Source organism: Mycobacteroides chelonae CCUG 47445 (assembly GCF_001632805.1).
GTDB lineage: Bacteria > Actinomycetota > Actinomycetes > Mycobacteriales > Mycobacteriaceae > Mycobacterium > Mycobacterium chelonae.
Window position 1 is genome coordinate 1,654,561 of record NZ_CP007220.1, and the last position, 22,302, is coordinate 1,676,862.

At 62.3% G+C, this 22,302-nt stretch carries 20 protein-coding genes and 1 tRNA gene; 11 read left to right on the plus strand and 10 right to left on the minus strand.

Annotated elements, in window-relative coordinates; all coding sequences use genetic code 11:
- Positions 1 to 81 precede the first annotated feature (81 nt).
- Positions 82 to 1,023: a LysR family transcriptional regulator gene (locus BB28_RS08185; protein WP_046255663.1), complete on the minus strand. Its 942-nt coding sequence runs from the start codon at positions 1,021 to 1,023 to the stop codon at positions 82 to 84.
- Positions 1,024 to 1,106: 83 nt separating this feature from the next.
- Here BB28_RS08185 and BB28_RS08190 point away from each other — a divergent pair, with 83 nt between their 5' ends.
- On the plus strand, positions 1,107 to 1,373 hold the full coding sequence (locus BB28_RS08190) for a hypothetical protein (RefSeq protein WP_064393441.1): 267 nt from the start codon (positions 1,107 to 1,109) through the stop codon (positions 1,371 to 1,373).
- A 13-nt stretch (positions 1,374 to 1,386) separates the two neighbouring features.
- On the opposite strand, the gene BB28_RS08195 is transcribed toward BB28_RS08190, so the two are convergent.
- A complete protein-coding gene (locus tag BB28_RS08195) occupies positions 1,387 to 2,586 on the minus strand; it encodes an AAA family ATPase (protein ID WP_046253134.1) in 1,200 nt (399 codons plus the stop codon).
- Positions 2,587 to 2,643: 57 nt separating this feature from the next.
- On the opposite strand from BB28_RS08195, the gene BB28_RS08200 reads away from it, so the two are divergent.
- The gene (locus BB28_RS08200) at positions 2,644 to 3,366 is read left to right on the plus strand and encodes a hypothetical protein (protein WP_046253135.1); all 723 of its coding nucleotides are present in this window, start codon (positions 2,644 to 2,646) and stop codon (positions 3,364 to 3,366) included.
- Positions 3,367 to 3,373: 7 nt separating this feature from the next.
- On the opposite strand, the gene BB28_RS08205 is transcribed toward BB28_RS08200, so the two are convergent.
- Positions 3,374 to 5,737: a Tex family protein gene (locus BB28_RS08205; RefSeq protein WP_046253136.1), complete on the minus strand. Its 2,364-nt coding sequence runs from the start codon at positions 5,735 to 5,737 to the stop codon at positions 3,374 to 3,376.
- A gap of 45 nt (positions 5,738 to 5,782) precedes the next feature.
- Between BB28_RS08205 and BB28_RS08210 the strand changes: the two genes are divergently transcribed.
- Positions 5,783 to 6,475, plus strand: coding sequence for a hypothetical protein (locus tag BB28_RS08210; RefSeq protein ID WP_046253137.1), 693 nt, complete (start codon positions 5,783 to 5,785; stop codon positions 6,473 to 6,475).
- Between the two features lie 7 nt (positions 6,476 to 6,482).
- Here BB28_RS08210 and BB28_RS08215 read toward each other — a convergent pair whose 3' ends face one another.
- From BB28_RS08215 to BB28_RS08225, 3 genes are all read right to left on the minus strand, one after another.
- Positions 6,483 to 7,544: a hypothetical protein gene (locus tag BB28_RS08215; protein ID WP_064393442.1), complete on the minus strand. Its 1,062-nt coding sequence runs from the start codon at positions 7,542 to 7,544 to the stop codon at positions 6,483 to 6,485.
- 98 nt (positions 7,545 to 7,642) lie between these two features.
- Positions 7,643 to 7,987 (minus strand): DUF732 domain-containing protein, encoded by a 345-nt coding sequence (locus tag BB28_RS08220; RefSeq protein WP_046253139.1) that lies wholly within the window; start codon positions 7,985 to 7,987, stop codon positions 7,643 to 7,645.
- Between the two features lie 78 nt (positions 7,988 to 8,065).
- Complete coding sequence (locus BB28_RS08225) at positions 8,066 to 8,815, minus strand: SDR family NAD(P)-dependent oxidoreductase (RefSeq protein WP_046253140.1); 750 nt, start codon at positions 8,813 to 8,815, stop codon at positions 8,066 to 8,068.
- A 191-nt stretch (positions 8,816 to 9,006) separates the two neighbouring features.
- Here BB28_RS08225 and BB28_RS08230 point away from each other — a divergent pair, with 191 nt between their 5' ends.
- From BB28_RS08230 to BB28_RS25505, 8 genes are all read left to right on the plus strand, one after another.
- Complete coding sequence (locus BB28_RS08230; RefSeq protein ID WP_046253141.1) at positions 9,007 to 9,837, plus strand: helix-turn-helix domain-containing protein; 831 nt, start codon at positions 9,007 to 9,009, stop codon at positions 9,835 to 9,837.
- Positions 9,838 to 9,913: 76 nt separating this feature from the next.
- On the plus strand, positions 9,914 to 10,801 hold the full coding sequence (locus tag BB28_RS08235) for an aldo/keto reductase (RefSeq protein WP_201257833.1): 888 nt from the start codon (positions 9,914 to 9,916) through the stop codon (positions 10,799 to 10,801).
- Positions 10,802 to 10,805: 4 nt separating this feature from the next.
- Positions 10,806 to 11,639 (plus strand): LLM class F420-dependent oxidoreductase, encoded by an 834-nt coding sequence (locus BB28_RS08240; RefSeq protein ID WP_046253142.1) that lies wholly within the window; start codon positions 10,806 to 10,808, stop codon positions 11,637 to 11,639.
- Between the two features lie 151 nt (positions 11,640 to 11,790).
- Entirely contained in the window at positions 11,791 to 12,771 is a 981-nt protein-coding gene (locus tag BB28_RS08245; protein WP_046253143.1) for a GNAT family N-acetyltransferase, read from the plus strand.
- 104 nt (positions 12,772 to 12,875) lie between these two features.
- The gene (locus BB28_RS08250; protein WP_225422011.1) at positions 12,876 to 13,484 is read left to right on the plus strand and encodes a hypothetical protein; all 609 of its coding nucleotides are present in this window, start codon (positions 12,876 to 12,878) and stop codon (positions 13,482 to 13,484) included.
- Positions 13,485 to 13,806: 322 nt separating this feature from the next.
- Positions 13,807 to 17,421, plus strand: coding sequence for an HNH endonuclease (locus tag BB28_RS08255; protein WP_081252231.1), 3,615 nt, complete (start codon positions 13,807 to 13,809; stop codon positions 17,419 to 17,421).
- On the plus strand, positions 17,418 to 17,897 hold the full coding sequence (locus BB28_RS08260; RefSeq protein WP_046253145.1) for a DUF6985 domain-containing protein: 480 nt from the start codon (positions 17,418 to 17,420) through the stop codon (positions 17,895 to 17,897). Before BB28_RS08255 ends, BB28_RS08260 begins: the two co-directional genes overlap by 4 nt.
- A 335-nt stretch (positions 17,898 to 18,232) precedes the next feature.
- The gene (locus tag BB28_RS25505; protein ID WP_225422012.1) at positions 18,233 to 18,448 is read left to right on the plus strand and encodes a hypothetical protein; all 216 of its coding nucleotides are present in this window, start codon (positions 18,233 to 18,235) and stop codon (positions 18,446 to 18,448) included.
- 838 nt (positions 18,449 to 19,286) lie between these two features.
- Here BB28_RS25505 and BB28_RS08270 read toward each other — a convergent pair.
- From BB28_RS08270 to BB28_RS08285, 4 genes are all read right to left on the minus strand, one after another.
- On the minus strand, positions 19,287 to 20,606 hold the full coding sequence (locus BB28_RS08270; RefSeq protein WP_225422013.1) for a tyrosine-type recombinase/integrase: 1,320 nt from the start codon (positions 20,604 to 20,606) through the stop codon (positions 19,287 to 19,289).
- Between the two features lie 157 nt (positions 20,607 to 20,763).
- Complete coding sequence (locus BB28_RS08275; RefSeq protein ID WP_046253147.1) at positions 20,764 to 21,069, minus strand: WXG100 family type VII secretion target; 306 nt, start codon at positions 21,067 to 21,069, stop codon at positions 20,764 to 20,766.
- Between the two features lie 99 nt (positions 21,070 to 21,168).
- Entirely contained in the window at positions 21,169 to 22,017 is an 849-nt protein-coding gene (locus BB28_RS08280; RefSeq protein WP_126315382.1) for a hypothetical protein, read from the minus strand.
- Between the two features lie 190 nt (positions 22,018 to 22,207).
- A tRNA-Arg gene (locus tag BB28_RS08285) sits at positions 22,208 to 22,281 on the minus strand.
- Positions 22,282 to 22,302 lie beyond the last annotated feature (21 nt).

The following is a 22,302-nucleotide window of genomic DNA, read 5'->3' on the forward strand; positions in this document are numbered from 1 at the left end:
CCTTCCTGAGGTTCGACGGTCTACCCAACAGTGTGCCTCGGTTATCTGGCAACCCTTCGGCTCACCCGGAGCAACTAACTCTCAACGCGAGCCCCGGAATCCCACGATATGGCTGAGAAGGTCACGGACGGCCCCGGCAGGTGGTACGCGCGCTCCGCGCCAGATGGCGCGAAGATCGCGGTGCAGGTCGATATCGGTCACCGTGACGGCGCGGAGTCTGCCCATGGCCAAGTCGTCGCCGACCGCCAACGCACTCATCACCGCGGGGCCGGCTCCCGCGCGTACCGCTGCCCGTACCGCCGCGGCGGAGGAAAGCTCCAGGACAGGCGCGGTCTGCTCGACGGTGCCGAGCGCGGCGTGCAGCGCTGCGGTCAGCGAGTCTCGGGTACCCGATCCGGCCTCGCGCGCGACCAACGGTGTCTGGGCGAGCTCGATGGGGATCACGGGGCGGGTTCGCTTGGCCCACTTGTGATCCGGCGCTACCACGACGACGAGTTGGTCGTGGGCCACCACCTTGCTGCGTAGGCCCTTGGGTGCGAGGGGGCTCTCAATGAATCCGACGTCGGTGCTGCCGTCCTGCACCGCTTCGGCGGCGTGCTCGCTGTTGGTCGCGGTGAGCACCACGGTGGCAGCCGAGGTGCCCAAGCGTGCCGCGGCAGCCTGTAACGACACCAACCAGCGCGGCATCAGCTGCTCGGCGATGGTCTGGCTCGCCGCGACCTTGACGCGGGCCCGGCTCTCTTCGCGCAGTGATGCCAGCGCGGTGTCGACCTGCGTGGCGACCGCCAGCAGCTTGGCGGCCCATTCGGCTACCGCGACGCCGGTGGTGGTGAGCTGAGACCCGCGTGGAGTTCTGGTGACCAGTGGCACGCCGGTCTGTGCTTCGAGGGAGGCGATACGTGCCGATACGGCCTGCTGTGTCAGGCCGAGATCGCGACCCGTCGCACCGAGACTGCCGGTCCTGGCGATACCCAGCAGCACCTCGAATGCGGACAGTTCTGGCATCCGGCTGCTCAACATGATCCATGTTAGGCACAAATCTGCCTTGTGAGCCCACAAATTCGCGAGGTCTACTGCCTGATCTCCCTCGGATCGACGATTGATTCATGAGCAAGACATCCTCCAATGCAAAGGAAATGACCATGAACACTTTCGTCGCCAACGCAGCCGGCAAGGTCGTCATCTGGGCCGGATTGGTACTCGCAGTGCTCGCTCCCGTCATCGCCGGCCTCTGGATGATGGCCGCACCCAGTGTCGTGGCCGAAGGCAGCAGCCAGAGCGCACATCATCATCACGCCGTCACCCAGACCGGCGATGCCAGCCACCAGAGCGCCATCAACAGCGGCGGCGCCAAGCTCAACAACCAGTGGTGATGCGGCGCCCTGCCTACCGGGTACCCCAATGCCATGACGGGGCTTTGAGCGCGTCAAGTCCCACGATCTGCGTCTCGCCCCAGTCTTTGACGAGTTCGAGCCGCACCGCTGATCCCGCATCATCGAATCGATCCTCATCGCCGGCGAGGATCTCGCGCAGCGGCCGCGCCGCAAGATGATCCACCAACGCATTGGCGTGGGTGATCACCACCACCTGGGTTTTCGCCGCAGCGGCGCGAATGAGGGTCGCCAGCGGTGCGATGAGATCCGGATGCAGTGAGGTCTCCGGCTCGTTGAGCACCATCAGTGGTGGTGGTTCAGGGCTGAGCAGCGCTGCCGCCCACAGCAGGAAACGCAGAGTGCCATCGGATAATTCGGCCGCGCGCAATGCGCGCAGCATGCCGGACTGCTGCACCTGCAGATCGAAGACACCCTCACGAACCGCAACGGCCACCGAGGCGCCGTCGAATGCGTCGGCGACAACTCTGTCCAGGATGTCACTGCGAGTCTCGATGATGGTCTGGATAGCGGCAGCCAGATCGCTGCCATCATTCGAGAGCACTGTTGTGCGCGTACCGATCTGGGGCTGGCGTGCCGGGGAGAGCATGTCGACACGGAAGCCGTCGTAGAACCGCCAGCCGCGCAGCGTATCCCGGACGGCGCCCAACTCCGGAAACCTGCCGGGGAATTCGGAGAGCACGCTGCGATAGGTCGGCAGCGAGCGACTGAAACCCTCGAACCCGCGCCCCGACTCCGCGCGGGCCTCAACCACGGGGCGGGTTCTGCGGACCAGGGTCGAGCTCGGGCGAACCGATGGTCCGGTGAACACGACCTCACGCTTGATCTCCGGGTCCCGGCCGAAGGCGGAATCGCTGGGAATCGGCAGTCCGAGGTCCACCAGATAGCCAAAATCTGTTGACGCATAACCTAGTTCGATCGAGATAGGTCGGGTGCGGACCGTAGGCTCAACGGTGCCGGTGCGTCGTGCGCCCTTGAGATACTCCGGCCCTGCCCACATCGCCGATTGCAGTCCGCCCTGGCGCGCCAGCGAGCCGATGATCTCGCCGCGGCCGCAGTCGGCCAGTAGCTGCAGTGCCCGGTATAGGGAGGATTTCCCGGTGCCGTTAGCGCCGGTGACGACTGTGAGTTGGGTAAGGGGCAGCACAATATCGCGCAACGACCGGTACCCCCGGATGGCGATGGTGGTGAGCACGGCGCAAGGTTAGCCAGGGGGACCGACAAGCGAGCGGCAAGCGGTTACGCTGCGTCTATGCTCCGGGTACGACGGCTATTGGCATTCGCGGTAGCGCTGCTCTGCGCTGCGGGGGTGCCGTCCTGTCGTGTCGGCGCCGATTCGCTCGCGCAGTGCAGGAACATCTTCAGTAGCGTCGGTGCCAAGAACTGCGAGCTCACCTCGACCGACGCGCTGGGGCTCCGGTTCGAGAAACGGATTGTTGGAACATCTGCCCGGATTCGCATCTTCACTCGTTCCGGAGTGATGGTTCAAACGGTCAGCCACGCCATCGAGGACTCGCCCGAATCCGGCATCATGCTGCTGCGAGATTTGGACGGCGACGGCCGAGATGAGCTGCTCCTGTCATTGGACACCGGTGGCGCGCATCCGAATTCGCACTGGGCGCTGTGGCGGACCTCCGGCGAGTCCACGCAGTTCCGTGCGGTGCGCGCACCGCACTTGCCTGATGACGTGATGCATGATGTCGGTGCACTGTTCGGCAGTGACTTCTGGCATGCCGGAGACGGTTTTATCGCGGAGTACGGGACCGGCCCAACACGCAGCTGGCTCACGCGGATCTATCGGTTCGATGGTGACGAGCTTGCGCCGATCTTGTCGGTTCAGAACGATGGCGTTCGGTTGGACGGCACCGCCGGTCCTTGTCGGCTGGCGACGTCATACGACCTACGGCGCACGAATCTCACAGCGGATCAGGCCCGAGATCGGTTCTGTGCCGCCACCGAAAAGCGGCGCGGGTAGTCGTCGTCTACCGCCCGAAACCTGCGTTGCGCAGTGCGTCCGCCATCGAACCCGTCGGACGAGACTCTTCCCGCTGGCGGGAATTCTTGTCGCGGTTCTGGTTCCGGCGACCCTGATTCCGGTCGTCGCGGTTCCTGTCGTCACGGCGGGGAGCGCCGGAACGCTCGGGACGCTTGCCCTGTTGTGGATCGTCATTGAGGCGCAGGGTCAGACCGATGCGCTGACGCGGAATGTCGACCTCGGTGACCTTGACCCGAACCACCTGGCCGGACTTGACCACCTCGTGGGGGTCGGAGACATACCGATCCGACATCGCCGACACGTGCACGAGGCCGTCCTGGTGCACACCGACATCGACAAACGCGCCGAAGGCGGCGACGTTGGTCACCACACCCTCGAGCACCATGCCGACCTTCAGGTCCGAGACCTTTTCGACGCCCGCGGCGAAGGTGGCCGTGGTGAACGCGGGTCGCGGGTCGCGTCCCGGCTTCTCCAGCTCGCCGAGAATGTCTGTCACGGTGGGAATCCCGAACCGGTCGTCGGCGAAATCGGCGGGCTTGAGCGAGCGCAGCGATCGCTCGTTGCCGATCAGTTCGGCGAGGGTGACACCGGAGCGATCCAGAATCTTGCGCACCACCGGGTAGGACTCGGGATGCACGCCGGACGCATCGAGCGGGTCGTCGCCTTCACGGATACGCAGGAATCCGGCGCACTGTTCAAAGGCCTTGGGGCCCAGGCGGGGAACCTCCAACAGGCCCTTGCGGCTACGGAATGCGCCCACCTTCTCGCGGTGCGCGACGATGGACTCGGCCAGGGATTCCGTCACCCCGGAGACTCGCGCCAGCAGCGGCACCGAGGCGGTGTTCAGGTCGACACCCACGGCATTGACGGCGTCTTCGACGACGGCGTTGAGGCTGCGCGCGAGGGTGCCGGGAGTGACGTCGTGCTGGTACTGCCCGACGCCGATCGATTTGGGCTCGATCTTCACGAGCTCGGCCAGCGGATCCTGCAGGCGCCGTGCGATCGAGACCGCACCCCGCAGCGTCACGTCGAGTTCGGGGAGCTCATGCGCGGCGTAAGCGGAGGCCGAATACACCGATGCGCCCGCCTCACTGACCATCGCCTTCGTCGGGGCCTTGGCACCGGCGGCCTTGATGTCGGCGATGAGTTCGGCTGCCAGAGCATCGGTTTCGCGTGAGGCCGTGCCGTTGCCGACGGCGATCAGCTCGACACCATGGCGGGCGACGAACGCCGCGAGCGTGGCCTTGGCCTCGTCCCACTTCTTCTGCGGCTGGTGCGGGTAGACCGCGCAGGTATCGACCACCTTGCCGGTGCCGTCCACCACAGCCACCTTGACGCCGGTCCGGAACCCGGGGTCCAGGCCGAGGGTGGCGCGCGTGCCGGCGGGGGCCGCGAGGAGCAGATCCTTGAGGTTGCGGGCGAAGACGCCGACGGCGTCTTCCTCAGCGCGTTGACGCAGCTTGAGGCGGGCATCGACGGAGGCGGAGAACATGAGCTTGGCCCGCCAGGCGACCCGGACGGTACCGGCCAGCCACGGCGTCGCCGGGGTCTTGGCGGTGAGGTTGACCCCGAGGGACTGCGCGACCATGGCCTCATACGGTGCGTCGTCGCCGCCGTCGAAATTCAGGGCCAGGACCTGCTCCTTCTCGCCGCGCATGACGGCGAGCACGCGGTGCGAGGGCATGGTCTCCAGGGCTTCGGAGAACTCGAAGTAATCACGGTACTTTTGTGCCGCTTCGGTTTTCGCGGCGTCCTCCGACCATGGGGCAGTGCGCAGCGCACCGTCCGCCCAGAACTTGGTGCGGGTGGCACCGACGAGTTCGGCATCCTCGGACGCGCGCTCGATCAGGATGTGGCGCGCGCCGTCGAGGGCGGCGCTGGCGTCTGCGACATCCTCGGTGAGGAACTCGGAGGCCACCTCATCGGGCACCAGGTTCGGGTCCGCCAGCAGCCGGTCGGCCAGCGGCTCCAGGCCGGCCTCACGAGCGATCTGCGCCTTGGTGCGTCGCTTGGGCTTGTACGGCAGATAGATGTCTTCGACACGCGCCTTGGTATCGGCCGAGAGCAGCGCCACCTTGAGCTCGTCGGTGAGCTTGCCCTGTTCCTCGATGGAGGACAGCACCGCGGCGCGGCGTTCGTCGAGTTCCCGCAGGTAGCGCAGCCGCTCTTCCAGACTGCGCAGCTGGCCGTCGTCCAGGCTGCCGGTGACTTCCTTGCGGTAACGCGCGATGAATGGGACCGTGGCACCCTCGTCGAGCAGCCGCACAGCCGCCGCGACCTGGGCCTCGGCGACCTCCAGTTCGGCAGCGAGGCGGGCATTTACAGATTTCACGGTCACGCTCTGAGTCACGCCGAGGGACCCTACCCAATGCGGAGGAGAAGCTACGCTCACCGGGTGCGTGTCTGGAGCGTGTTGTGCCTGATCTTTCTGGTCGCGGGTTGTGCCGCACACACGCAGCAGGGGCCGTCGACATCATCCACCGCGCCATCGGTAAGTACTTCGCGCCAGATGCCTCCGACGACGTCGACGTTCTCTCCCGCACCTGCGCCGGGGCCGCATGCGTCCGTGGAGTCGGTGACCCATTGGATTGAGGCGGGTGAGCCCGTCGACGCCGAGGAATTTCGCACGGTCGATCAGGACGGCGCACCGTCTGAGCTGTCCGAAGGTGAGGTGGCGTTCCGCTCACCCGGTGAGCTTGGTCCCCGGGTCATCGGGGGATGCATCACGGCGTTCAAGTACAAGATGCCGCTGTCCTGTCTGCCGGGGATTCGCAATGCGCCGCCCCGTCCTCCCGATTTGCCCGGCCAATGGATCTCGGGCTGGGTGAGTTTCGACGGAGCGACCGTCACCGTGGGGAGCCTGCATGGAGACCCCGGGCCGTTCAGCGAGGGAGTGGGCCTGCCGTTGGAACACGGCAAGCGGCTGAAATTCGGTGACTACCAATGCAGATCGGACCAGAAGGGTCTGTATTGCGTGAACTACCCGCATCACTCGGCCATCCGAATGAGCGACGAGCTTGAGGTGTACGGATGCACCAAGCGGGCAACTCCACCGCGCGGTATCGGAGTGCAGTACGACTGCGGGTGAGTGCCGGTCAGCTATGGCATACCTCAAGAACTACCGCCGCTTCGTCATACATGTGGGCGATAAGCTTGGCGTAGATATCTTGCTGCTGTAGCTGCTCGAGTTGCGTCCCTGGTTCTTTACGGATCTGGCGGACAACGGAGACGGCTTGATCGGACAGCTCGGCAATGTGTTGCGTCCGCGGTGTCAGATCGGGCCTGGTCACCTGCGCCGCGTGAGTGCGAATCTCGTTGGACCACTTCTCGTAATCGGTCAGGCTTGGTCCGCCCGGGACGATCGATTGGGCGTTCGTGAGATCCTCGCGCCCGCTGAACACAGCGAGGGTTGCTATTGCCTTACCGCATTCGCTGCGCCTGGTGATGCCGTGTCCGGGCTGTGCGCGTCCCATCAGATAGGCGGCGGCACCGGCGATTACGGACATGACGATCACGACGCCGACGACGATCAGCCACACCTTCCGTGACGGCATGACGGACGGGTACTCGGACTCGGCAAGGGTGGGAACTTCTCCTATCGACGAGGCAGCTGTGGCACGTAACAGGATCAGCTGCTGTTGCAGCCGACGCAATATGCGTGCATCCCACCAAAAAATCATGGCCATAAGCGCAGACAACCCGAGCCACGCCGTGGCGCGCCGGACATCGTGATCAATGAGACGGGTGACTGCGATGAGCGCTGCACCCGCTGGAACTAGGTATGCGATCCATCGCGCCCATGTGGGTGTCCGCAATCTGGTTCCAACAAGGAGCGTGCACAGCCGCACCGCCGCCGACAGCACCGGCGCCTCGGTGGGTGCGGCACCGCGCTGGCTTGCGTCGATGGCCTGGCGTCGCTGCGTCGCGTCCAACCCATCAAGGACGGCGAGAAAGGCCTGGCGGAACCGTTCCTGAGCAACGATGAGCAGGGTTCCAGCGCCGACGCTGAGCACCGGTATCTGCACCGCACGGACTTTCCAGTCCGATCCATCGTCGGGCATGAGCAAGATCCACAGCGGGCCGCCGATCGCCGTCATGAGGGCGACCAGTACCGACCAACGCATCCACCGCGGAGCCAGTAGCAACCGAATGTTCACAGCAAACATTCTGACAGGTTGAAGGCTTGCTGTGTGTCCGGGTAGTCACTGCTACATCGGCGAGGCCGCCACTGCTACAGCAAGGTCGCGGAGAACGGTTATGCCGGTTGGGGTGGTGCGGGGTTCAGTGCGTTCGGGCACAGCTCGCTTTGCAGAATGTCGACGTACACATTGGGTGCTGGCGCGGGAGCCACGCCGGAGCCCACCGGGAACTGCGATCCCACTTCTTCGGGTGGGACACCGTTGCGTAGATCGCGGCATGCTTGGTGTCCCGCCTGAACCACATACGGTTCGGCATCCTTGTGGATGAAGACCCCCGCGGCGCGCAGGCTGTCCAGAAATGTGTGGTCATTCGCCTGCGCAGTCCCCATGCCGAAGAGGCCGCTCGCTGACATGCCTGTGGCGGCGATCGCGACGACGATCCTGGTGCGGAGCTTGCCCATCGTTGATTCCTTCCGGCCACCAGCATTATTGCCAGGGGAGCGGGCTCTACATCGGCGAACGGACGAAGAAGGAGCTGTTTAGTTCAGGCCGCCGCCGATGACCAGGACCTCTCCGGTGATCCACGATGCGCGGTCCGAGGCCAGGAATGTCACCGCTGGTGCGATGTCTTCGGGTACGCCGATCCGGCCAAGGGGTGTGATCTTCTCAATCTCGGTGCGGAACTCTCGGCTTGAGAAGGCGCTGGATTGCATGCCGTCGGTCACGGTCAGCCCAGGATTGACCGAGTTCACTCGGATGCCCCGTGGGCCCAGCTCCTTGGCGAGGGTGCCGGTGATCGTGTCGACAGCGCCCTTCGAGGCGGTGTACACCAGTGAGTTGGCGGGCGTGAAGCTCGTGACACTTGACCCGATGTTGACGATGCTCGAGCCGGGGTGAAGGACAGTCCCGAGTGCTTCGGTGATCGTGATCGCCAGGCCGAAGACATTGAGGCTGAATTGACGTTGAAGTTCAGCTGCGGTTACCGATTCAATCGCACCCATCTCGTATACCCCGGCGTTGTTCACAAGGATGTCGAGCGTCTCGATCCGAGTGGTGAGTTCGGCGAACAGTTCTTTGACGCTGGCCGGATCAGAGATATCGGCCTGGAGGGCAAAGGCGCGGCCTCCGGCGTCGTGTATTGACTTCACGACATGATCAGCGCCGCTCTTGCTTGACGAGTAGTGGACTGCCACATGCGCGCCCGCTGACGCGAGGTCTCGCGCGATGGCCGCCCCGATTCCCTTCGACGCGCCTGTGACAAGTGCCGTCTTGCCTGCCAATATGCCCATGGATTCCTCTCTTTCGTTTGGCTGCAATATGTTTCGCCTCTACCTGATTGCTTTTCAGCGTAGATTTGCACTCGTCGGCGTGGAAGGGTGTGCTGCTCCTACCTAGGCACCCGTTGCGGCCGAGGTGATGTGTCACTGGGTGGGTGTATTACACCCTGGTTGGGTCGCTTTGCCGTGAGTATGTTGAGGACATGGATCGGCGAAATGAGTTGGGCGACTTTCTGAAGGCGCGCCGTGCTCTGGTCTCGCCGCGGCAAGCGGGGCTGCCAGAGGATGAGCCGCGCCGTGTCTTGGGCTTACGCAGGCAAGAGGTTGCCGCGCTGGCCGGGGTGAGTGCCGACTACTACAGCAGGCTTGAACAAGGGCGTGAGCGGCATCCCTCAGACCAGGTGCTACGGGCGATTTCCCGTGCACTGCAGTTGGATACGCACGCGACTGAACACCTGGCCAGCCTTGCGCGGCCGTCTGGAGCAGCGCCTACTGTGGCCGGTCAGCGAGATGCCAGCGAGGGGGCCATGAGGATCGTCAACAATGTGGTGCACGCACCGGCGTTGATCATCAGCCCGGCAATGGACATTCTGGCCATGAATTCCCACGCACTGGCCCTCTACAGCGACTTCTCCCGGGCAGACAACCTGGCGTATATGGTTTTCCTTGACCCAGTGGCCACGCGGTTCTACGCCGAATGGGACGACGTTGCGCGGGATACTGCCCGAAACCTGCGCGCTATGTCGGTGTCGTTTCGTGATGACCCTCGCGTGGCAGAAGTTGTGGGGGAGTTGACGATCCAAAGCGATGCCTTCACGTTCGTATGGATGCAGCATGATGTCCGGCCGCGAACAAGTGGGACCAAGCGATTCCGTCACAGCCAGGTCGGTGAGATCAGCCTTCAGTACGACACCTTCGCTGTCGGTGATGCCCCCGGGCAACAGCTGCTCATCTACTCGAGCGACCCTGGCAGTGCCGATGCCGATGGGCTCGAGCTCCTGGCCACGCTTGCGCTGGATCAGCCGCCCGAATAACGGGAACCATATCCAAATCCATTTGAGGCAAACGGTATTCAAAGCCTCATGATTTCAGATTGTGCAGGATCGAATCGTGACATCATTACGGCCGGTTGGAGCGGGAACGCTGACCATCGGTGGCGACATCACCATCAATCGGCTCGGCTACGGCACGATGCAGTTGACCGAGCCGGGGGCGTGGGGCCCGCCGCGGGATCCAGAGTCGGCGGTGCGGTTGCTGAAACGCGTGGTTGAGCTAGGAGTCAATTTCCTGGACACCGCGGATGCATACGGTCCGCACGTCGTCGAAGACTTGATCCGCGAGGCGTTGTACCCGTATCCCCGTGGTCTCACGATCGCGACAAAAGTCGGTCTCGCACGCACCGGCCCTTCGGAGTCGGGTTGGATTCCGCTGGGGCGGCCCGAGTACTTGCGCCAGCAGACGGAAATGAGCCTGCGGCGCCTGAAGTTGGAGCGCATCGACCTGCTCCAGCTGCATCGTGTCGACCCCACCGTTCCGTTCGAGGATCAGATCGGCGAACTCAAGCTTCTGCGAGACGAAGGCAAGATCCGGCACATTGGGCTCTCGGAGGTTTCGGTCGGCCAGCTGCAGGCGGCGCGGCAGATCGTGCCCATCGCCTCGGTGCAAAACCTGTTCAACCTCGCCAATCGGTCAGCAGCCGACGTGGTGGACTACGCCACTACCCACGGCATCGCGTTCATTCCTTACTTCCCGCTGGCTACCGATGGCTTTGAAGGTTCCGGGGGTGTTCTGGATGTCGTGGCGCATGCCCACGGCCGCGCCCCAGCGCAGATTGCCCTGGCATGGCTACTGCACCGCTCTCCGATCATGCTTCCGATCCCGGGAACATCCTCAGGAGCACACCTTGCGCAGAATGTTGCCGCTGCAGACATTGTGCTCAGTGATGCCGAGTTCGAAGCCCTTTCCGCGGCAGTGCCGCTGCCCAACAAAAGCGTTTAATGCCATGCGGATTGGTATCTTCACCGCGCTCACCGACGAAGGCATGGAGCCCGGCGAGCTGGCGGTCGAGATCGAGTCGCGTGGGTTCGAATCCCTCTTCGTGCCGGAGCACACCCACATACCGGTGACGATCGAAGCGCTCCATGCCGGATGGGAAGAGATACCCCGCGACTACTGCCGCAGCCTCGATCCGTTCGTGGCACTGTCCTTCGCTGCGGCCGCGACGAGGGATCTCCGCATCGGTACCGCCGTGGCGCTGCTGGTCCAGCGAGATCCGATCACGTTCGCCAAAGAGACCGCGACACTGGACAGGGCATCAGGTGGGCGGTTGGAATTGGGAATCGGCGTTGGATGGCTGCGTGAGGAGATACGAAATCACGGCACCGACCCGCGCACGCGGGTGGCATTGCAGAGCGAGCGCATCCAGGCGGTCAAGAAAATCTGGACGGAAGAGCAGGCCCAATTCCACGGCAAGTATGTGGCTTTCGATCCGATCCATTCCTGGCCCAAGCCCGTTCAACAACCGCACCCGCCGGTGTGGCTAGGGGGCTGGGGGCCGTCTACCCACGAGCGGATTCTCGACCACGCCGACGGCTGGATGGCACCGACAATGCTTGGAGTAGAAGAGCTTCAGAAGGGGATCGGTGAACTCAATCTGCTCGCAGCGCAGAGGGGCAAGCCGACGGTTCCGGTGATCGCGACCATCCTGGCGCCCCAGCCTGGAGATATCGAACGCCGCGCCGACCTTGGCGTGCATCGTGTGCTGTTGGGGCTGCCGGTGGAGTCCCGCGACACCACATTGCGCACGCTGGACCGCTTGGCCGCGCTGGCGGCGTGAGAACGTTGTGGTTCCGTGAATACCTCATCGGATATTGCGGTGATGATTACGATGCGAACAGGCTCAGCTGTTCGAACTAAGGGCGGTGCACATCGTGGACGCAGTGTGGGCCACCTGGGCATCGCTGAACTGCTCGAGGGCCCTGTAGGAGATGGCCGGATCCGCGGGTGTAGACGCCGTCGAACTCGCGGAGTTGGAGTTTTTCGCAGGTAATCCGGCCAATGCGCTTGCTCCACTGGCCGAGCTTCTTTCGCCCCTTGAAGCGGCTCCCGGGCAGGTGCTGATGCGTCAGCGCGAGCCGGCCGACTGGTTCCTGCTCGTCGGTTCGGGTGGCGGCGAGATCCTTCACGCCGGCGACAACGGAGATTCGGTCGTCGCGCATCTGGTGCCCGGCATGGTCGTCGGTGAGATCGCGCTATTGCGTGGGAATGCCCGGACGGCGACCGTCGTGGCGACCGAACCGCTTCGCGGCTGGGCCGGTGGCAGCGATGCGTTCACCGCGATGCTTGAAATCCCTGGTGTGTCAGATGCATTGGTATCAACGGCGCGCCAGCGGCTGGCCGCATTCGTCGCTCCTATTCCGGTGCGGCTGCGCGACGGTGCCCAGTTCTACCTGCGGCCGATCCTTCCCGGTGATAGGAGGCGGCTGGCGAGGATGTCGCGACGCACGGTGTACCGCCGGTTTCTGGGAGTGCCCAACAAGCGGATGATTACCTACCTCTTCGAGGTGGACTACCGCGACCACTTCGCATGGGCCCTCACCGATGGCCCCGACGGTCTTGTCGTGGCCGATGCTCGATTCATCCGCCATGTCGATGACCCTGACAGTGCCGAGTTGGCGTTCACGGTCGGTGATGACTACCAGGGCCGTGGGATCGGAACACTGCTGATGGAGGCGATGTCGGTGTCGGCGCATGCCGACGGTGTCCACAGATTCACGGCCTCGGTGCTCTCGGAGAACTATGCGATGCGCAGGATTCTGAATCGGTACGGTGCGCAGTGGGAATCGGATGGGCTGGGGGTAGTCACCACGGTCATCGATGTTCCCCATCTGAGGGAACTCAGTCTTTCTTCCCAGCTGTTCCGGCAGATCCACGTCGCTACGCGGCAGGTGGTTCAGACGTTGTGTTGATGGTCTGACGGTGACTCAGAGCTTGAACCCCCAGCGCTCCAGGGGCACCACAGTCCTACTCTGGCGTCAGATGACTCGATCCTGCCAAATGGATTAGGAGCAACGTGGCCCCAGTAACGCGATACCCAAATCCGTTTCCGAAGGATCGCATCGAAGCCGCTACAGAGGCCGCTTCGTTAAGACAGTTGTTTGTTTATGGGCTGTCGAGTGCACAGCGCGCGGTGACGTTTGGAGCTGAGGTTCTTGGAGGCCTTGCTGAGCCCGAGAAGGTGATTATTGATGCCGCTCTAGAGGCCTCCTGGAATGAGGTCAAAGGGATCTTGAGTGCTGACCTAGCAGCACACGTTCCTGGGTTGCTTCAACGGATAATTCCTGAAGAGGAAGAGGGGTATTCGTTCTGCGACTCGGTTGTCAATGATGCTGTGGCCGCGACGGCATATGCAATCAGTGCTCTAACTGGCTCTGTTGCGACAAGTTCGGAGAGTGCGTATTACGCAGCAGAAAGTCTGTTCAACCTGGCGGACCTTGTTTTGCACCGTAACGAGATCGAGTATATGACTGATATTACGTGCGCGCCGATTCTTGCCGCGACTCTCGGTTACATCGAATCCGATCTGGACCGAATGGAGTGCGGTATTACAGTGCCAGAACCAGCGAGCATTCGACCTCGATTGATCGCTGAGGGGCAGCACCTCGCCCGACTTGCAGACTAGATTGCGCCGCCGTCTGGATAGAGCTGCAGGTAACACTTTGCCTTCAGGATCTACCAGTGCGCCTGGCAGGAACCGAACCTGCAACCTAGGGATTGAGAGTCGCTCTGACTTGGGGTTACCTAACGGGATTTGGGCAACGTTGGTTGAGTGAGTGTCCGCTGGTCATGTCAAATTGGATCTTGTTGTCTCGCACATCAAAGAGGACGTGGTGAACATTGTTTGCCACTTGGTCTAACGCGATCTTGATTTGTGGCTTATGCTGGGCTGATTGTTGGGCCGCAATGCATAGCTTGGTTGCGGGTGTCGGGAGGGTGAGCTGTCGGTGAGTTCCGTGAACCGTGATGTAACCGAGGCGACAAGCGTACTGACATGCCGGGATCTGACTCATGCCAGCGAACCGCAGAAGGTGCCCGTCGCCGAGTCGACGTCTGCGGGTGACGGCGGTCGCCGGGGCGGTGCTGTGGTTGCCGGAGCGGTGTTGGTGGTTGCGGCGGTCGCAGGCCTGCATGGCTTGAATCGGGCCGGTGGCGATGTCGGAGCCTGGGGTGTGTGGGTGGTGGCGCTGCTGGCGGGGATGACGGCGCTGGGCGGCGGGATCAAGCTCATCATGTGGGGTAGCAGGCCTGTGATCGCGGCTGTGTCCGCTGCCGGTAAAGAACGGTTGTCTGAGCCGGTACAGACCGTGATTGCTGCTGTCGCGATCATCGCCGGGGCGCTGGGTATGTGGTGGACCTTCCGGGGCGGCTATGCCGCCTGGTGGCAACACCTTTCCGGAGAAACTCGTTGGTCGTTGCTCCTCGGTATCGGGCAGATGATGGTGGCCGTGCTCGCTGGAGCTGCGCTGTTTATGGGCGGTAAGTACCTGACGGGCCTGGTCAAAGAGGTCTTGACCGATGTCGGGATGCTCGGGGCGCGCGACCACGCTGCTGTTGCAGAAGATGTTGGGGCACATCGTAATCAGTCCCGGAACAATCGGGATGAGTCGGTGTGGCATCCGGGGTTGTTGGCTGCGTTGATCGCGGGCGGGGCCGGGCTGGTGTTGTTGGCAGCTGGAATCACCCCGAAGTTGTATGTGTGGATCACGGGCCCTGACGTGCTGCCCGCTGTGGCGGCGATTGCGGCCACGTTGGTGTGGGGGATCGGGTCGAATCTGGGGTGGTGGAAAGGTCTTGCGGGCCTGTATGCGTGGGCAACGGATGCTTCCCAGAGAGCCTCAGCGGTTGCCGGTGTGGTTGCGTTGCTGATGTTTTCGGCAAGCGGTCTGGGTTTGGGCTGGTTCACCCCGGACACGGTGCCGCAGGCGCATGCGGCGTGCCCACCGGATTGTGGTGGCGGTGGTGGTTTGGATGGCCCACCTGGGGGCGGGCAGATTTTCCAGCCGCCGAGTCAAGGTGGGCAGCAGATGCCCGACTATCAGGGCGGTATTAATCAGGCGCCGCTGGATCAGAACAACGGCATCAGCATCTACAACACTCAGGCGCCTTCGGTCAGCAATAACGGTACTCAGGGGTCCAGTGGGCGGCAGGGGTCTCAGCAGGGGTGGGATCAGCCTGCGCACGGTACTCAGATTCCGGATTATCAGAACGCGACGCCGTATACGCAAGGACCGGGTAAGCCGAATCCGGATTTCAACGGCGGACAAACTAACTCCGGTAGCAATGCGGGATCGCAAGGTGGTCAATCGAATCAGGGTATGCAGCAGCCAGCCCAACAACCGCAGCAGGGTTCGCAGCAGGCACCTCAGCAGCAGCCGCCGCAACAAGATGCGGGCCAGCAGCCGAACCAGTCACCGGATCAGCCGGATCAGCAGAAGATCGATGACCTGACGCGTCAGCTGCAGGAGAAGCAGCAGCAGTCCGGTCAGGATCGGCAGCGCATTGATGATCTGACTAAGCAGCTGCAACAGCAGGGACAGCAGAAGCAGAGCGGCAACGAGAAACTCCCCAAAGCGCCGTCCAAGGATAAGAAGCAGGACGACAAAGACCAGCAGGATCAGGACGACCAATCAGGCAATAATGACCTGTCGGCGTTGTTGATGGGGGCGGCGTCCACGCGCCGCCGCAAGCAGGACGACCAGTCTCAGCCCGACCAACAGCAGGAGCAGGGTCCGGACACTCAGGCGCTCGCGCAAGACGGCGCGCAGTTGGGGCAGTCCCTGCCTGGAGATATCTCCAATACCGTCTCCGACAGTGTGAATCTGGGTCAATCGGCGGGATCAGCGGCACAGAACTTCGGGTCCGCTGCCCAAGCTGGGGCTTCGCTCGCGTCGTCGGCGCAGTCCGGTGCAGTCAACCCCATGGACGCTGTTGCGTTGGTACAAGGGGTGTCTGGGGGTATCAGCGATACAGCGGACGCCGTGGGCTCCGGGGCTTCGATTGCCTCGACATGGCTCAATGAGGCCGGGCAGGGCGCACAACTGGCCGCCGACGTGAACCCGCAACTCAAACCTCAGGCCGAGCAGATCCAGCAGCTCACCCAGGCCGGTGGCCAGGTCGCCGACCTCACTGGCCAAGTCGCAGGCGGCATCTCCCAGGTGTCCGGTGTCGTCAACACCGTCTCTAGCCTCGGCGCCTCCGGCATGCCCGACACCTCCGGTGCTACGGATGCGTTGTCGGGGACGGCGACCGCGGTCAACGGACCCACCGACGTCCCCAAACCACCCACACCGCCATCTGTGCCGCCGCAATCGTCATCGAGCGTGCAGGCACTCGACAGCACCACCACTCGGGCACCCCAGCAGCCCACCCCGGTTGCACCGAAGACGACCCAGAACAACTTCTATAAAGACTGGTATCCCAAGCAACCTGCCGAACCCGATCCGACCGCTGGTGCGTTCACGGGCTCACTGAACAAAATGGGCATTACCGAACCCAAGAGCCCTTTGGACAAACCTGCGCCCGCGCCAGATCCGCGCACCGTGCCCGCGCCGAAGCTGGACATGAACAACCCCGCCGACAAGGCAGCGGTCGATCAGTTCAGCAGCATCTTGTCCACGCAACTGCCCCCTGACCAGGTTGACGCGAAGGTGGCCGAGGCTGTCAAGGGATCACAACAGGATCGCCCGCTCTACGCGGTGCCCGAAGGTCTGCCGCAGCCTGTCCGGGAGACCTTTAGCGATGCGTTCCATGACTCGTGGGATAAGGGCATCAAAGGCACTCAGGACTTGGTGGGAGCTAATGGACTCGATGCCGCCAAAGATGCCTGGGGCGACATCGGTACGGGTATCAAGAGCAGCTTTGGCGAGCTAGCCCATCCCACGGAAGTCACCCCCCAGCGGGTCGACAACATGCAGCGAATGATCGACAACCCCAAGGCATTCCTGGGCGAACAGGCAGCCATTGGCGTACAGGCAATACCCGGAGCCATGCTCGGCGGCGAAGGCGCGCTCGCACGTGTCGGCCTCGAAGACGCAGCCGTGTCCGGCACGCGAGCTGAAATCACCCGCGGCCTACCCGAACCTCGCGAACTACCAACACCATCCTCGGCGGGTGGGTCAACCTACAAGCAGCGCCTCGATCAAACGCCCATCAACAACGGGCAATGGACAGACCAGCGCGGGGAGTCGACGTGGCTGTCACAGAACCCAATGGTTAATCAGTTCCTGCGCGAAGCAGGAGTCGAGGGGATCGAATACAGCAACGCCCGACCTGATTTCGGGCCTGTCGCGCAGGGGCAAGTAGAGATTCCAAATATGTCGACCAACAGAGACGTAAACTTCAAGGCAGCCGACAAGTTGCTTGCGAAACAATGGGGAGTCTCACCGCAGGATATTGCCGACTTCCGCAAGGCCAACAAGTACACGTGGCACGAGGAACCAAACCTGACGACTATGCAGCTTGTACCATCCGTAGTTAACAACAGGTTGGGACACCTGGGCGGCATCGGTGAACTCAATGCCGGCAAAACCCTCCCCCCGATTGGAGAAGGCGCACCGTGATCGACCCCGTACTTGGAGAAATTGTCTACACCGAGGAACGCGGTTGGGAAGGTAGCTACACTTTCCCATTCCTAGGGCGCGAGGTGACAGTCCCACTCATCGTTGCGGCATGGGACGAGGCTGATGCAATAGAAACAGCCCAGAGAGATGCAGTCCAACTGTTCACCGAACGGAAGGTTGAACTATCTCGGCGGGCGGATGACGCGCTCTACGCGCACTATCTCGAACGACTGCCTGAGCTTCGCGAACAGTTCGGGGGCAGCGCCGACGAACTTATGCCGATCATCGGAGATAAAGAGGACCTCGCCCGAATGATTACGCCCACAACACTTTTTGTGCCGAACCCCTTCCGGGGCTCGACCGACCGCGTTATTGGGCCCCTGTACAACTGCACCTGGGAACCTGAACTCGGGCTCACCGTAAAGTTTGTCAATGAGGCTATCGAGGAAGTCGGCCCGCAAGACATCATCTTGTAAGTGAGCGATGGCCACACTGATCGCAGGCCAAAGGAATGGCGACCCCGCAACGACGAAATAGCTTCCAGGCCTGACGATGATGGGGTGTGGCGTGCCTATTGCGCAACAGGTCACTGGGAAACGTACGTCCCGCGCCGACTTGCCTTCCGTGATGGCTCTACAACCACTGATGCCGCCAGCCACGCCCACTGGCGGGACAGCGCATTGCAGCTGACTACTCCGAGTCCGTCATCGTCGCTATCGCCGACGCTGCAACCAATATCGGTAGGCCAGGTGTCGGCTTCTCTACCAACGCATTACGAGCACCAGCGCTTCCGGGCCTGTCCGGTGGGTTGATGGATTTTGTGGACACGACAACCCGTGGCCATGCGAAGCTGTTCACCAGCATGCAATCCGCGCTGGCGTCGAGTCTGCATGACCATATTGATCGCACGCAGATGCCGGACGTAACTCTTGGTTCGTTCTTGGCTCTGTGTTTCCATGTGTCCACCCAGCGGGCCATCGGTCGAATTTTCCTTGCAATGCCGGATCGTCGTGACCAAGGTGCGTGACGCGCCGTGCCTTTTGTCAACGCACCATCATCCCGCTGGCGTCGTCGTCTAGCGGCTCCGAGGGTGTCTCGCCTGGCCTCGCGCCGCGTTGCGGAACAAATCCGTATCTATCAGCGCCCCCGGCAGGAATCGAACCTGCGACCTAGGGATTAGAAGCTCTTAGTCGGGGTAGTCGCGGCCAGGCGTTTTAGATTTGCAGTCGACCGCAAAACCCCTGCAAGAGCGCATATTAAGCCGTCGCCGGTACGGTATCGGTACGCCGTAGGTTCGCCGCTATATCGCCCTCAGCCGCCGGTAAAACGCCGGTCGTTCGATCTTAACTACCCGTGAGAGTCGGTGGTTGGTGCAACGATGACCCCCATGATCGCCGTCGTCATCGCGCTAATCGGACTTGTGGGCTCTGCGGCTGTCGGTAACGCGCTAAGCGAGTGGTTCAGACGGCGTAATCTTCACGAGTCAATCAAGGCTGATCTCTCCGTTTGGACTCAGTTACCGGACGGTGACGCAAAGTCGAGATTGCTGGCAAGGATTGAGCAGCGGGTGGACGGCTTGGCCGTTGAACCGACACCGTCACTAATCTTACGGTTTGCGGCTGCCATTATTCCGTCGGCAGCATGGCTAGCCCTAACTTTTGGGACAGTGATATTGAGTTACGGTTGGAAGTTTCGTCGTGACGAGAGCGGCATACTTCGCCTTTACACTTCCTCCGGTAACGACTCGATGCCTTTCCTCGTGTTCATCCTTATGGTCGTGATCGGGGTTTTCGTAAACGCAATCGTTCTGGAAGCGACAGGTACCACCGCTCGTCGGCGTATACGAAAATTGATACGCGACCGCTCTAACCCGCCTGTTCCTCAAACAGATTGACCACGTTGCTATTTGGCGGTTTGATGGGTACGCACCGGGGTGGTTCTGGCAGTGTGTTAGTCGTAGCCTCGGTGGGCATCCAGTCGGCATACACGGTCAGGGTTACAACGTAGTCCGCGTGGCCGAGCCGTTCGGACACCTGCATAAATGGTGTGCCGCTCGAAAGATGTTGCACGGCAAAGGTATGCCGCAAATCGTGTATGCGAGTCCCTGCGACTGCTGGGCGCGCTGGGCGGTCTTTTGTTGCGGGCCTTGCTGGTTCGCTTGCCGGGAGTCCGACCGCGACTAGTGCTGGCCGGAAGATGCGCCGGTAGAACGTTCCCATATCGACGGGCTCGCTCCAATCCAGGGCGGTCTGTCGCCGCGCAACGCTTCGGGCTACGACGCTCGCGCTTCGCCCCGGCCATAGTGGCGCGGTTGGGTCGTCGCGACGGGGGTGCTCCGCGAGGTACGCTGCCAGACGCTCCGCGAGCCAGTCCGGGAGTGGCACTGTGCGCCGGGACTTCTTGGACTTGAGCGTGCCTGGTACCCACTTGCCGTCTTTGCGTTTCTTGGTCCGCTGCACCTTCACCGCTGCCCGCACAGGCGTGCCCACGGGCACGGGCGGGAACACAAGGTCACCGATCTCAAGGCCGGTGTTCTCGCTGGCGCGCACGCCACTGGCAGCCAGGAACTCGACCATCAGCGCGTACACCGGGTATGCAGGTAGCTCCGCCACTTCACCCGCGACGGCAGCGCTTACCGCGCCGAGTTGATCGGTGGTGAGCGGGTGGTGTTCGAACGTGGTCTTGTCGCCGGTACCACGCTTGCGCTGAAACTCTTTGGCACTAGTGGGGTTACTGGGGATTGCGCCGTCACTGAGTGCCTGGTCGAGTACCGCCCGGAACACCCGCCAGATATGGCCTACGGTGCCTGTGCTCAGCCTCTCACCGTCGCCTACGCGGCTGCTTCGGTTGAGTAGGGCCGCCCGGAAGCGCCGGCATTCCGCAGCCGATAGCGCCGCGATAGCCGTACCGCTCAGCTCCGGCAGGACGTAAAACTCAAGCAACCGTTGGTACTTGGCGGCTGTCGCGGCCTTGATATCGCCGTTGCTTACCGCTGCGCTCTGTGCGTCGAGCCAGCTTTGCGCGTAGTAGCCGAATGGCTGCTCACCAGCCTTCTTGGCGTCGGCCAAGGCGGTTGTGCCGCCGACCGTGTGCTTGGCGTTGTTGAGGGCATCCCGTCGCTCTTCTGCTTGTTCCCGCGTGGGGTAAGACTCCTGACGGGCGCGTGTCTTGCCTGGAATGGGCACGCCGAACGCATCGGTGACGGGTTCGCGCCAGACGACGCGATAGACGCGAACGGTCTTGCCTTTGCGCTTGCGCTTGGTGTCGTAGGGGCGAATGTGCGAACAGCTTCTCTAGAGTTTCGACTTTCCAATGCCTGATGTCACCGATCTTGGCCATCGGTTACGCGTTTCCGGTCTTGCCGAAGCGCCCAGCGCTACCGTCATCGGTGCCAACAACTTTGGCGGTGGCCTCAAAGATCCAAGTCGCGTGCTCGCCGACTTGCTTGCGGATCACCTCGTGCTGCTCGTGCCAGCCGGTTCGCAAATCTTCCATCGCTGAACCAACAACCCCCGGCCAACGTGACGCCAACTCGGCCAGATCCGCATCATGACCAACGTGGTCCTGGCGATGGGTCTCCACATGGTCCAACAGCTTGTTTGCCTGCTTGAACAACAACTCCGGGTCGTAACTCAAAGGTTCAGGCATTAGTTCCCCCTTGGGCGCAAGACTGCTGATAGCCGAACTGTACGCCGTAGCCAAAACTCTGGTACCAGCCATGCACATACGAATCGCGCATGTGCATGGCTATCTCCTCTGGATTGCCCACCCGTCGCGATGCCACTGGAGGATAGTTGCCGCAAGAGACACCACAGCGCGCGCTTCTTCGGCTGACGGCATTCGCTTCGGGGTCGGCCCACCGCCATGCCGGTCATGGTTCGGCCACATCAACCGCAGCATTGCGACGAGTGGCGCCACGTCGTGGGTTTGATCATGGCCGGGCAAGATCATTTTCCAGTTGCCTGCGCTCTGAGAGCTGCCGAGCTGGCCAAGGACGTCACCAAGAGTCGCCTTCGCCTTACTGGGTACGACTGCAGGAATCAGCACGTCCTCAACAGCCTTGATCGCGTGATCCCATGCGTCAGATGCGTCGCCGTTACGGCCAAATGCGTTTGTCCAGGCTTCGCGAAGCTCGTTGGTGGCTTCGCCAGCGGTGGCTGTCGCGGCGTCAAACGTGGCCTGCGCCTCCTCGGTGACCGTGCGCACCAGTGAAGTGCCGTCGTCGTTAACCCGCCAAACGGATGCCCCGTAGCTAAGGATGTGGTTTAGATCCCGCCACCGGTTACGTTGAGGAATGACCATGTCCAAAAGTGCGTCCGCGAGGTCAAGGACAAACGCTTCATGTGTCTTCGCGCGCGAAATCAGCGCAAGAGCGAACATCGTAGGGTCGGTATCGGTGGCTAGCGGCAAACGGAACCGAATACCAATCTCACGCAGTACGTCTCGGTCTGGATTTACGAAATGTGAATGCTCGTGAACGCCAAGATGGTCGCTAATCCACTCCAGGATAGGGAACTTCAAATGGTCCGGTGCGCCTTCGTAAGGCCCGTCGGGTTGCGTTCCGGCGCTTCTATCAGACAGCGGTTGCCACGGCATATAGGAAAGCCTATGGCCATGGGCCGACAGAACTGGCCTAACCATGCAACCTCACCACGTACGACTCCCCAGTTCGCCCGATGTTAGCTCGGGGAACGGGCATATCCGGGTCGCCGGTAAAACGCCGGTAAATTCACCCCGGCCCGACCGCGTGATTGACCTGTTAGTCCATCTACCAGGCGATATACAGCGCCCCCGGCAGGAATCGAACCTGCGACCTAGGGATTAGAAGGCCCTTGCTCTATCCAACTGAGCTACGGAGGCATGCGGCGCTAGCCGGACCGC